Annotated in this window: 13 protein-coding genes; 3 read left to right on the top strand and 10 right to left on the bottom strand. The window is 74.1% G+C overall.

What is annotated here, in order from left to right; genetic code table 11:
* Positions 1-249 precede the first annotated feature (249 nt).
* From E1182_RS06225 to E1182_RS06210, 4 genes are all read right to left on the bottom strand, one after another.
* Complete coding sequence (locus E1182_RS06225) at positions 250-1344, bottom strand: magnesium and cobalt transport protein CorA (RefSeq protein WP_243706060.1); 1095 nt, start codon at positions 1342-1344, stop codon at positions 250-252.
* Positions 1345-1430: 86 nt separating this feature from the next.
* On the bottom strand, positions 1431-2054 hold the full coding sequence (locus E1182_RS06220) for a class F sortase (protein ID WP_132261834.1): 624 nt from the start codon (positions 2052-2054) through the stop codon (positions 1431-1433).
* Between the two features lie 92 nt (positions 2055-2146).
* A complete protein-coding gene (locus tag E1182_RS06215) occupies positions 2147-2635 on the bottom strand; it encodes a hypothetical protein (RefSeq protein WP_132261831.1) in 489 nt (162 codons plus the stop codon).
* A gap of 282 nt (positions 2636-2917) precedes the next feature.
* Positions 2918-3976 (bottom strand): Gfo/Idh/MocA family oxidoreductase, encoded by a 1059-nt coding sequence (locus tag E1182_RS06210; RefSeq protein WP_132261828.1) that lies wholly within the window; start codon positions 3974-3976, stop codon positions 2918-2920.
* 95 nt (positions 3977-4071) lie between these two features.
* On the opposite strand from E1182_RS06210, the gene E1182_RS06205 reads away from it, so the two are divergent.
* Complete coding sequence (locus tag E1182_RS06205; protein ID WP_132261852.1) at positions 4072-5262, top strand: lycopene cyclase family protein; 1191 nt, start codon at positions 4072-4074, stop codon at positions 5260-5262.
* Between the two features lie 286 nt (positions 5263-5548).
* Positions 5549-6034, top strand: coding sequence for a ribonuclease HI (rnhA, locus tag E1182_RS06200; protein WP_165942525.1), 486 nt, complete (start codon positions 5549-5551; stop codon positions 6032-6034).
* Positions 6035-6043: 9 nt separating this feature from the next.
* Here the strand turns inward: rnhA and E1182_RS06195 are convergent, their stop codons facing one another.
* The 3 genes from E1182_RS06195 to E1182_RS06185 form a co-directional block, all read right to left on the bottom strand.
* Entirely contained in the window at positions 6044-6298 is a 255-nt protein-coding gene (locus E1182_RS06195) for a hypothetical protein (RefSeq protein ID WP_132261825.1), read from the bottom strand.
* 38 nt (positions 6299-6336) lie between these two features.
* Entirely contained in the window at positions 6337-7209 is an 873-nt protein-coding gene (locus E1182_RS06190; RefSeq protein ID WP_132261822.1) for a pentapeptide repeat-containing protein, read from the bottom strand.
* Between the two features lie 154 nt (positions 7210-7363).
* A complete protein-coding gene (locus E1182_RS06185; RefSeq protein WP_132261819.1) occupies positions 7364-8173 on the bottom strand; it encodes an SDR family oxidoreductase in 810 nt (269 codons plus the stop codon).
* A gap of 75 nt (positions 8174-8248) precedes the next feature.
* Here E1182_RS06185 and E1182_RS06180 point away from each other — a divergent pair, with 75 nt between their 5' ends.
* Positions 8249-9667: an RtcB family protein gene (locus tag E1182_RS06180; RefSeq protein WP_132261816.1), complete on the top strand. Its 1419-nt coding sequence runs from the start codon at positions 8249-8251 to the stop codon at positions 9665-9667.
* A gap of 21 nt (positions 9668-9688) precedes the next feature.
* On the opposite strand, the gene E1182_RS06175 is transcribed toward E1182_RS06180, so the two are convergent.
* The 3 genes from E1182_RS06175 to E1182_RS06165 are packed head-to-tail and all read right to left on the bottom strand — an operon-like array spanning position 9689 to position 11464.
* Positions 9689-10102 (bottom strand): archease, encoded by a 414-nt coding sequence (locus tag E1182_RS06175; protein WP_132261813.1) that lies wholly within the window; start codon positions 10100-10102, stop codon positions 9689-9691.
* 49 nt (positions 10103-10151) lie between these two features.
* Positions 10152-10850, bottom strand: a complete 699-nt coding sequence (locus E1182_RS06170) for a B3/4 domain-containing protein (RefSeq protein ID WP_132261811.1) — start codon at positions 10848-10850, stop codon at positions 10152-10154.
* Positions 10851-10858: 8 nt separating this feature from the next.
* Entirely contained in the window at positions 10859-11464 is a 606-nt protein-coding gene (locus E1182_RS06165) for a LysE family translocator (protein ID WP_243706061.1), read from the bottom strand.
* Positions 11465-11498: the final 34 nt, after the last annotated feature.

Raw genomic sequence — 11498 nt, 5'->3', positions numbered from 1 at the left:
GGAGGACTCCGGGCGGCGGGGCCTGCTCGGGGGTCCGGAGGATGTAACCGATCGGGTGTGGCCCACATTCCGCGGGCCGCCGGCCGGCTGCCGGGCGGGAGAGCACCGGCGTCTGCCAGATACAACGCCGCGTCGGCGGTGGCGATTCCGCCGCGGGGTGGGCGACCGGGAGAATCGGATTTCACAGGATGAACCGGACATCGGTGGTCGCTTGCGACCGCGCTCCGGTCGTCGGGTGGCTGCCTGCCCTCAGAGCCAGCCGGAGCGGCGGAACAGCCGGTACAGGGTGACGGCGGCGGTCGCCATCACCAGTAGTGCCGCCGGGTAACCGTAGGTCCAGGTCAGTTCCGGCATGTGCGCGAAGTTCATCCCGTACACGCCGGCGATCGCGGTCTGGGCGGCGGCGATCGCCGCCCACGCCGCGATCTTGCGCATGTCGTTGTTCTGCTCGACGGCGAGCTGCGCGAGCCGGGACTGCACGATCGAGGTGAGCAGTTCGTCGTACGCGGCGACCCGGTCGACGGCCCGGGCCAGCCGCCCCTCGACGTCGACGAACCACCGGCGCAGCCCGGGCGGTGGCCCGCCGTCGCCGCCGGCGACCAGGGCGCGCATCGGCTCGGCCAGCGGCAGCACCGCCCGCCGGAACTCCACCACCTCCCGCTTGAGCTGGTAGATGTGCTGGATGTCGGCGTGTCGATCGGGGGCGAAGACGCTCTCCTCCACCCGTTCCAGGTCGTGTTCCAGGTGGGCGGCGACCTCCAGGTAGAGGTCCACCATCCGTTCGGTGACCGCGTACGCCACCGCCCACGGGCCCTGGGCCAGCACGCTCGGGCGGCGCTGGATGCCGTCCCGGACGGTGCTCAGCGCACCGGCGGCCCCGTGCCGGACGGTGACGACGAACCGGTCGCCGAGGACGACCAGCACGTCTCCGGTGTCGACCACCTCGGAGCTGGCGGTCAGTTCGCCGTGCGCGACGTACCCGGCGGTGCGCGCCACCAGCAGCGTCACCTCGCCGTGCCGCTGCACGGCGGGGCGGTGCCCGTCGGCGAGGGCCTGCGCCACGAGCAACTCGTCCAGGCCGAAGACCCGGCCGACGGCGGCCATCACCGCCGCGTCCGGCTCGTGCAGGCCGAGCCAGACGAACGTGTGGCGGTCCTGTCGGGTGCGGGCGTACGCGTCGGCGAAGTGCGGGCGGCCCGGTTCGCGGCGGCCGTTGGCGTACACGGCGCAGTCGACCACCGCGTCCGGGTTCGCCCGCCGGGGCGCCTGCCGCGGTGACTCGTCGGGGCGTCCGAGTAGCCGCCCGACCAGTGAGTCCAGCCCCGGGAGCAACCGTTGCGTCACCCTCTGCCGCCCCACCGTCCACCTCCGCCTCGCCGCGCCGAGCGATCACCGTAGTACGGCGGCGGGTGGCGGTGGCACGGAGGCGGTCAGCGCACGGCGCTGGCGCGTACCACGATGTTGTGGGAGTAGTCGCGGGAGCGCTCGTCGAAGCGCCCACCGCAGGTGACCAGGCGCAGCGCCGCTCCCGGGCCGCCCGGGCCGTAGACCAGGGTGGTGGGGAAGTTCCCCTTCGGGTACGCCCCGACGCCGTCGACCGCGAAGGTCACCACCCGCCCGTCGGCACGGCTGATCCGGACGATGTCGCCGGGACGCAGCCGGCCGAGGTTGAAGAAGACCGCCGGTCCGTGCCGGGTGTCGACGTGGCCGACGACGACCGCGTTGCCGGCCTCGCCGGGGCTGGCTCCCGGCCGGTACCAGCCGGCGACGGTGGGTCGGTCCAGTGGTGGCACCTCCAGGGTGCCGTGCGGGTCGCCGGCGACCGGCACCAGTTCGGCGTGTACGTCGATGGCGGGAATGTCGATGCGCAGGGGCGCGGAGCGGGGCAGCACCGGCCGCGGCGAGCGGTGGTGTTGTTCCACGCCGTGGCTGCCCGCTTCGGGCTGCGGTGGTCCCGCCGGGCCGGCGGCGAGGCCCGCGACGATCAGGCTGATGCCGGCCGTGCCGGCGAGCGTCACCGCGGCCGCCGCGCCCCGGGTTCGGGTGAATGCCATCGCCTCACCTCCCCGACGGCGATGTGGTCCGGGTGCCCGTCCGGTTCGTACCGGTGCGGGCACCCGTTCCGAGGGATGGTGTGGTGGCGGCGTCAGCCGACGGTGGCCGCCCGCTGCCGTCGGCGCAGCAGGACGGTGGCGCCGAGCGCGGCGGCGCCGGCCAGCGCGCCACCGGTGGCCAGCAGGCCGGCGGTGCTGTCGTCTCCGCCACCACCGCCGGCGGGGGCGCCGCCGATCGGGGTCACGGTGAAGGTGGCGCTGCCGGCGGAGCTGCCGTCACCGCAGGTGGCGGTGACCGTGTAGGTGCCGAGGGTGAAACCGGCGGTGAAGAGTTCCGCGCTCAGCCCGCCGCCGGCGGCGGCCGTGGTGGATCGGACGTTCTGGTCCCGGTTCGGTCCGGTGACGCGGAAGAGGGCGTCGCCGGTCTTCGGGTTGCAACCCCTCGCGGTGAGCACGACGGTGCCGCCGACGGGGGTGGTGGACGGTGACACGGTCGTCTCCGCGAGCGCGGCGGCCGGCAGGAGGAGCGTGCCGAGTCCCACGCCGAGCGTTGCCGATACGAGAACTGTCTGTGCCTTCATACGCGTGTTCCCTCACTTTTCGTCCGCTGTCTGCGTGGGACGTCGTTCGGGTGGCCAACTCCGTAACTAGCACCGGTGTGGCCAACACTAGGAGGGATGGGCCCTGGGCTCGGGGCAAATGAGAAATCTTCGTTGCCGTCACGTCTTCTCCCTCTGCCCGGCGACGGGGGACATGCCCGACCTGGCCAGGCGAGTCGGCTAGCCTCCTAGGACGCCCTACGGGGTGCGAGGCGGGGCACCGACGAAACGGGGAAGCGGGTGTGCACAGCACCGTGCCTCACCTCAGATGTCGACGGGAAGCACCACGCCCTCGGCGGCGCAGCGGTGAGCCAGCTCGATCAGCGCCACGGTGGTCGCCGCGTCGGCCGGGTCGACCGGCATCGGCCCCTCGCCGCGCAGCGCCGCCACCACCTGCGGGTAGAAGTCCTGGTAGCGGCCGGGTTCGGTGGGTACGGCGCGCAGGTCGCCGTCGACGCCGAGGCGGCCGTACCGCTCGGGGGTGACCTCGCCCCAGCCGGGGCTGCCCGGCCGGCCCCCGGCACGTAGCGCCGCCTCCTGCACGTCCAGCCCGTACGTGGTGTACGCGGCCCGGTCGCCGAGGATCCGCAGCCGGGGCCCGAGCTGCGCGGTGACCGCGCTCATCCACACATGGGAGCGGACCCCGCCGGCGTGGGTGAGGGCCACGAAGGCGTCGTCGTCGACCTGCGCGCCGGGGCGGCGCCGGTCCACCTCGGCGTACACGCTGCACACCGGGCCGAACAACTGCACCGCCTGGTCGATCAGGTGGGCGCCGAGGTCGTAGAGGGCACCGCCGGCGTCGTCGGGTGCGGCGTTCTCCCGCCAGCCGGGCTTGATCGCCGGCCGCCACCGTTCGAAGCGGGACTCGAAGCGGGTCACCTGGCCCAGCTCGCCGGCGGCGAGCAGCCGCCGGGCGGTGCGGAAGTCGCCGTCCCAGCGGCGGTTCTGGAAGACGGTCAACGGCACCTTTCGCCGGGCCGCCTCGTCGACCAGCGCGCGGGCCTCGGCGGCGGTGGTCGCGAGGGGCTTGTCCACCACGACGGGCAGGCCGGCCGCGATGGCGGCGCGGGCCATCGGCACGTGGTGCCGGTTGGGCGTGGCCACCACGACCAGGTCCAGCGCCTCCGGGGTACGCCAGAGCAGGTCGACGTCGTCGACCAGGCGGACCTCGGGGTGCTCCCGACGGACCTGCTCGCGCCGCTGCGGGTTCGTGGTGACCACGGCGTGCAGCCGCAGCCCGGGGGCGGCGGCGATCAGCGGGGCGTGGAACACCCGGCCCGCGGTTCCGTACCCCAGCAGCCCCACCCGCAGCGCCTCGCCCACAGTGCCTCCCTCAGCCGGCTTCCGGTTACGACCGTAGCTCCGGCCGGGTCCGCCGGGCGGCGCTCGGACCGCAGTCGGGTCGAGTCACCGTGCCGGTGTGGCAGGGTGGGCCGGTGGAGATCGTCGACCTGGCCCTCGTCGGCGGCGGTGGTGCGGGTTGCCTGGTGTTGGACGCGCTGGACCGGCAGCACCTGACCGGGCTGCGGATCGCGGTGGTCGACCCGGTCCGCAAGCAGGGCCAGGACCGTACCTGGGCGTTCTGGGGCGTACCCGATGCCGACGTGGCGCCGCTGCTCAGCGCCACCTGGCGGCAGGTGGAGGTGACCACGCCGCAGCGACGACGGGTGCTGGACCTGGCGCCGCTGCGGTACGCGATGCTGCGTTCCGCGCCGCTGTACGCGCGGGCCGCCGAGGCGGAGCGGCGGCTCGGTGTCATCCGGTTCACGGCGGCGGCCGGCACGCTCGACGACGACGGCACCGGGGTGACCGTGCGCGACACCGACGGTCGGGCGCTGGTGCGGGCCCGTTGGGTGCTGGACTCCCGGCCGGCACCGCCGCGGCGGCGGGGGCGCACCACGTGGTGGCAGCACTTCCGGGGCTGGTGGGTGGAGTCGGCCGTGCCGGTGTTCGACCCGGACCGGGCGGTGCTGATGGACTTCCGCACCCCGCAGCCGGCCCGAGGGGTCTCCTTCGGGTACGTGCTGCCGGTCAGCGACCGGTACGCCCTGGTGGAGTACACCGAGTTCGCACCCGCGCTGATCGACGACGCGGCGTACGACGCTGCGCTGCGCGACTACACCGGCCGGCTCGGGGTCGACCTGACCCGGTCGATGGTGCGGGAAGTGGAGCAGGGGATGATTCCGATGACCGACGCACCCTTCTCGCGTCGGCCGTCGGCGCGGGTGGTGCGCCTCGGCACGGCCGGCGGGGCGACCCGGCCGTCGACCGGGTTCACCTTCTCGGCGATGCGCCGGCAGGCCGCGCAGGTGGCTGGGGCGCTCGCCGCCGGCCGGCCCCCGGTGCCCCGCCCGGCGTACCCGGGTCGGCACCGGTGGATGGACGGGGTGGCGTTGCGGGCACTGGACACCGGGGCAGTCGGTGGTCCGGAGTTCTTCGGCCGGTTGTTCGACCGCAACCCGCCGCGGCGGGTGCTGCGTTTCCTCGATGGCGACACCCGCCCGGTGGAGGACCTGGCGGTGATGGCATCCAGTCCGCTGCTGCCGATGACCTCGGCCGCCGTCGGTGACGCCGCCGGCCGGCTGCGGGCCCGGCTGTTCCGGTCCTGAGCACCTCGCCGGGGACCGTCACCGGCAGCGGACCGGCTCGGCCCGTTCGTGGTTCACCGAGGAGTTGCCGGGTTTTGCCGTAGCCGACGGTTGGTGGCAGCGCCTTCGCCATGTACGGCCACTCTGCGCTGGGACCACCCCATTGTGCGGTACCGAGGCGTCGTCTCCGAGCTTTCTTCCGGGGATTGACCCCGCTTCGCCGGGCGGGTTCGACCTCGTCCGGGCTGGAAACGACGGGCGGCCGGTTGGTGATCAGAACGGTGGGGCGGGGCGGTAGGTTCGGGGCGTGGTGGACGCGGCGGACAGCAGGGTTGTGGAGATCTGGACCGACGGGGCATGCAGCGGCAATCCCGGGCCGGGTGGTTGGGGTGCGGTGCTGCGCTACGGCGAGCACGAGCGGGAACTGTGCGGCGGGGAGGCAACCCCCACCACCAACAACCGGATGGAGCTCACCGCCGCGATCCAGGCGCTGGAGGCGTTGACCCGGCCGGCCGCCGTGCGGGTGCACACCGACAGCACGTACGTGCGTAACGGCATTACCGGCTGGCTGGCCGGGTGGAAACGCAACGGCTGGCTGACCGCGGCGAAGCAGCCGGTCAAGAACGCCGACCTGTGGCAGCGGCTGGAGGCCGCCTGTGGCCGGCACGAGGTGACCTGGCTGTGGGTGAAGGGGCACAACGGCCATCCGGAGAACGAGCGGGCCGACGCGCTGGCCAACCGGGGGATGACCGAGGCGCGGGCCGCGCTCGGCGCTGCCGCGACCGTCCGGTGACCGGCTGCGCTACACCTCGCTGGCGGGGTTGACCGCGTCCCGCTGGGCGGGGTCGACCGCCCCGGAGACGGCGTCGACGTCGTAGCCGGCGCGGCTGGTCTCCCGGGCCGACAGGTGCTCCTCGGCGGGCAGGTCGGCGAAGTCGTCGCCGGTGTCGTCGGTGCCGCGCAGGGAGTCGCCCGGCGGGCGCAGTGACGCCTCGTACGCCGGGGTGCCGTCCGGCTCGTCGGTGCTGGCCAGGTCGGTGCGCTGTTTGTTGGTCATGTCGACCTACCTGCCCGTCTGGTCGGCGGGCAAACCCGTCACCGGTGGCGGCGGGCCGCCGGGCGGGTCCGGCCGGGCCGGCGGGCCGGGGTGAGGGTCAGTCCGGACCAGTGGCCAGGGTGGCGCAGTGCCGCCGACAGTCGGGTGGTCCGGTCGCCGCGGGCGGCGTCGAGTTGGGACTGGTGCAGGAAAAGCGTGTCGCGCAGGTCGGCTCCGCGCAGGTCGGCTCCGCGCAGGTCCGCGCCGGTGAGGTCGGCGGCCCGCAGCCGTACGCCGCGCAGGTCCGCTCCGACCAGGCAGGCGCCCCGCAGGTTCGCCCCGGTCAGGTCCGCCTGTCGCAGGTCCGCGCCGAGCAGCATGGCGCCCCGGTGGTCGGGGCCGCGGTGTTCGTGGCGGGCCTGCTCGCTGGCCCGGATCAGCAGTGGGTTGACCTGCGCCCGGTGGGCGTCGACGTCGACCGCCGGCAGGTGGTCGGCGTCGCCGGCGGTCAGTCGGCGGGTCTGCTCGATAGCGGTGGACAGGTCGTCGCGTAGTGTCCCGGTCGGGGTGAGCGCCAGCGCCTCGGTGAGGTACCAGAGCAGTTCGTGCAGCGGTCGGGCGACCGTGAACGCGGCGAACATGGCGGCGGCGGTGCCGGGGTCGGTGCGCCAGTCCTGCCCGCCGAAGGTGTGCTGGGTGATCCGCTGGCCGGCGCCGAAGCAGTCGAAGACGGTGCAGCCGGGGAAGCCGTGTTCGCGTAGCCGGTCGTGGATGCCGCAGCGGGAGTCCGGACGCAGGTTGGGGCAGGGTTGGCCGGCGGGCTTGTCGATGGCGAAGTCGGTGGAGGCGGCGAAGGCGGGGGCCACGCAGCACAGGCCGACGCAGCGGGCGCAGTCGGCGCGCAGCTCGTCCGGGGTTGGCGGTGGGGACACGGGTGGGAGCTCCCGGCTGGTCTATGTGCGGCTCCGTCCGTCGCGGGCCGGACCCTATTGTGCCCGGCCCGTCGCGAGGAAGGCACGACGCCGCTGCCCGGGAACGGGCGCGGCGCTCGGACGCCTCAGGAGTCGGGCACAGTACCGACGGGTGTCACACCGATCGCCAGTCGTCCGACGGCAGGTGCGAACCCGCCTGCGGGCCCATGAGCAGCATCCCGCCGTCGACCGGCCAGGACGCCCCGGTGACGTACGCGGCGGCGGGGGAGGCGAGCAGCGCCACCACCGCGGCTACCTCCCGCGCGTCACCCGGGCGGCCCACCGGCACGCCCGGCCGCTGCTGGGTGAACGGGTCGACGTCCTCCTGCCCGGTCATCGGGGTGCTGATCTCCCCGGGTGCCACCGCGTTGACGGTGATGCCGTCGGCGGCCAGCTCCTGCGCCATCACCCGGGTCAGCAGCCCCAGCCCGCCCTTGGCCGCGCAGTACGCGGCGGAGCCGACCCGGGGCGCGTGCTCGTGCACGCTGGTGATGTTGATGATCCGGCCACCCCGCCCGGCGGCCCGCATCCGCCGCGCGGCCCGCTGCCCGCACAGGAAGGGCCCGTCCAGGTCCACCGCGAGCACCTCCCGCCACTGCTCCCAGTCGGTGTCGACGAACGGGACGGACGCCCCCGTACCGGCGTTGTTGACCAAGACCCCTACGCCGCCCAGCCGGTCGGCCAGCTCGTCGACGACGGTGGCGGCCTCGGGCAGTCGGGTCAGGTCCAGCTCGGCGACCTCGCAGCGGCGGCCGGTGGCGTGTACCTCCTCGGTGGTGCGTCGCGCGCCGTCACGGTCGGTGTGCCAGGTGATGCCGATGTCGAAGCCCGCCTCGGCCAGCGCGACGGCGCAGGCCTTGCCGATGCCGGAGTCGGCGCCGGTGACGATGGCGATTGTCGGGTAGCTCTCGTGTCGTTCAGGCATGGTTGCGCACTACCCGGGCGTGGTCACGCCAATCGTGGCAGGTGTGCCGTCGGGTGCGGTGGGTAGGTGCGGGGCATGGAGCTGGTCGAGGAGGCGCCCTACCGGTTCCGCATCGACCGGCACGATCCGATGCGGGTACCCGGAACCGTGTTCGCGTCCCGGTCGCTGTTGCCGGACGTGGCGGGGGATCGGTCGCTGGAGCAGGTGGCGAATGTGGCCACGCTGCCCGGCATCGTCGGCGCCGCGTACGCCATGCCGGACGTGCACTGGGGGTACGGCTTTCCGATCGGTGGGGTGGCGGCCACCGACCCGGCCGACGGCGGGGTGGTGTCGCCCGGCGGTGTCGGCTTCGACATCTCCTGCGGGGTGCGGCTGCTCGCCGCGGACCTGGACCGGGGCGAGTTGGACGGCGTCCTGGAGTCGGTGATGGACGGGCTGGGTGCCGGTACGCCCCGGGGGATGGGCCGGGGCGCGGTGTGGCAGCTCGCCGACCGGGCCGAACTCGACGCGGTGCTGTGCGGCGGCTCCCGGTACGCCGTGGACCGGGGTCACGGCACCGCGCGGGATCTGGCACGGTGCGAGGACGGCGGGGCCGTGGGGGACGCCGACCCGGCGCAGGTGAGCGAACGGGCCGTGCAGCGCGGCCAGCAGCAGGTGGGCAGCCTTGGCTCCGGCAACCACTTCCTCGAGGTGCAGGCCGTCGACGAGGTTTACGACCGGGCGGTGGCGGAGGTCTTCGGGCTGCGGCACGGCCAGATCTGCGTCATGATCCACTCTGGGTCGCGGGGGCTGGGCCACCAGGTCTGCACCGATCACGTACGGGCCATGGAGAAGGCCATGCCCCGGTACGGCATCGAGGTGCCCGACCGGCAACTGGCCTGCGCCCCGGTGGTGTCGCCCGAGGGTCGCGCCTATCTCGGCGCGATGGCCGCCGCCGCCAACTACGCCCGGGCCAACCGGCAACTGCTGGCCGAATCGGCCCGCCGGGTCTTCGCCGACCGCACCGGCCGCGCCCTGGACCTGGTGTACGACGTCTCGCACAACCTCGCCAAGATCGAGGAACACGAGGTGAACGGCGTGCTGCGCCGGCTCTGCGTGCACCGCAAGGGCGCCACCCGTGCCCTGCCGGCCGGCCATCCGGAGCTTCCCGACGACCTGCGTTCCGTCGGTCAGCCGGTGCTCATCCCCGGCTCGATGGGCACCCCGTCGTACGTCCTGGTCGGGGTGCCCGGGGCGCCGGCCTTCGCCTCCACCTGCCACGGCGCGGGTCGCGTCCGCAGCCGCCGGCAGGCCACCCGGGCGGCGCGTGGACACGATCCGCGCCGGGAGATGCAGGCCCGCGACATCGCCGTACGGGGCGCGTCGCGGCGCGGCCTGGCCGAGGAGATGCCGGAGGCGTACAAGGACATCACGGCGGTGATCGAGGCGACCGAGGGTGCCGGGCTGTGCCGGCGGGTGGCCCGGCTGGCCCCGATCGGCGTGGTCAAGGGCTGAGCCGGCGTCCGGGGCCGGTGCTCACACGTCGACGGTCACCGCGCACCGCCATCCGGTCGCGTCTCGGTCGAAGCGCAGCGCGTGCAGGCTGACCGCCTTCGGCACCGCTCCCACCAGCTCCACCGCGTCGGCGTCCACCGTGCGCCACCGCACCCGCAGTCCTCCGTCGGCGGGTTGCGCCTCGGTCACCAGCGGCAGTGTGCCCTCGGTCTCCAACCGGAAGATGACCTCGTCGAGGAGACCGACCAGCAGTTCGTCGTCGTCGCCGACAGGCAACTCGAACGTGGTCTCGCCGGTGGCGGGCACCCCGTCGGTGTCGGCGAAGGTCGCCACCAGCGCGGCGACCGCCTCGGCCAGGCAACCGTCCCGGTCCGGCGCCCAGGCCTCGATCCGTACGTCGGCGGTGTGCGCGACCGTGCGGTGCCCTCGGTCCATGCCCCGATCATGCCGCCCCGGCCCGGCATCTCGATGTCGAACCGCCGGCTCAGGACGGTACGTCGAAGGTCGGCGCGTCGGCGGTCAACACGGCGCCCCGCGCGTCGACCTTCCACCGCTCGGCCAACTCGCCGATCAGGGTGTCCAGCAGGGCCGGTACGTCGTCGCCGGCCCCCTCGTGCAGCGCCTCCACCACCACCAGCACGCGCCGGGTGTCGTGACGTACCGCCGACCACCCGCTCTGCCGGTGTGTCCAGCGCCGCGAGTGGGCCCGACCGGAACCGTCGGCGAAGATCAGCTCCCCGGGCTCCGGGTACTCCACGCCGCCGGCCAGCGTCACGTACTCCTCGGCGCCGGTGGCGGACCGCACCTCCAGATCACCGTCGATCCGCTCCCGGTCGAGCACCGCGACGGGGGTCGCGTACGCGACCGAGACGGCGTTGCAGAGGTCGACGAGAGGGTGCAGTCGGGGCAGATCCCCGTCGCGGCGTAGCCGGCGAAGCAGCGACTCGGCCGCGCACCGGTACCGGGTCGGTGGCAGCCCGGTCGCGGCGAACGCCCGCCGCCAGGCCTGGATCTCGCGAAGTCCGCTCTCGGGGCCGGCCGCCAGCCGGTGGCGGGCCGTGGCGACGAGGTGCGCCACCGGCTCCGCCACGTCGGCGTCCGGAGCCAGCCCGTCGGCGCTCAGCGCGGCGGCCACCAGGGTGGGGTGCGCCGACCGGACGGCTGCGGAATGCTGGAAACGCATCGGTGGTCCTATCTTCCGGAGAACAGCAGGGACAGCCCGAGCACGACGAACGACCCGGCGAAGGCGTGGCGTATCCGCTCGGTCAGCCGGGCGCGGGCCAGCACCCGTTCCCGCATCACGCCGGCGAGGATGCCGTACGCGGCGAACACCACGAGCGTGACGAGCATGAACACCGCACCGTGCAGCAGCATCTGCGGGGTGCTGTCCGGCGCGTCGGTGGGAACGAACTGCGGCAGGAACGCCAGCAGGAACAGCATCGGCTTCGGGTTGAGCAGGTTGACCAGCACCGCCGAGATGATCACCTGGCGGGCCGGGCGGGCGACGGGATCGTCGGCGGCGGCGAACCCGGAGCGGTCCCGCGCGGTGACCCAGGCCAGGTACAGCAGGTAGCCGACGCCCAGGTACCGCACCACGTCGAACGCGGTGGGGCTGGTGTGCATCAGCGCGGCCAGACCGGTGCCCACGGCCACCAGGTGTGGCACCAGCGCCAGCGTGCAGCCGACGGCGGCGATCAGCCCGGCCCGCCGCCCTCGCGACAGCGCGGCGGAGAGGGTATAGACGACCCCGGTGCCGGGGGTAGCGGCCACCACCAGTGTGGCCAGCAGGAACGACATGCTCACGCCCTCCACCCTGCTGCCACAATGGTCC

Origin of the sequence: Micromonospora sp. KC721 (assembly GCF_004348355.1) — a bacterium.
Taxonomy (GTDB): domain Bacteria; phylum Actinomycetota; class Actinomycetes; order Mycobacteriales; family Micromonosporaceae; genus Micromonospora.
Note: the sequence above shows the minus strand (reverse complement) of the source record. Positions and strands in the feature narration are given on the sequence as shown.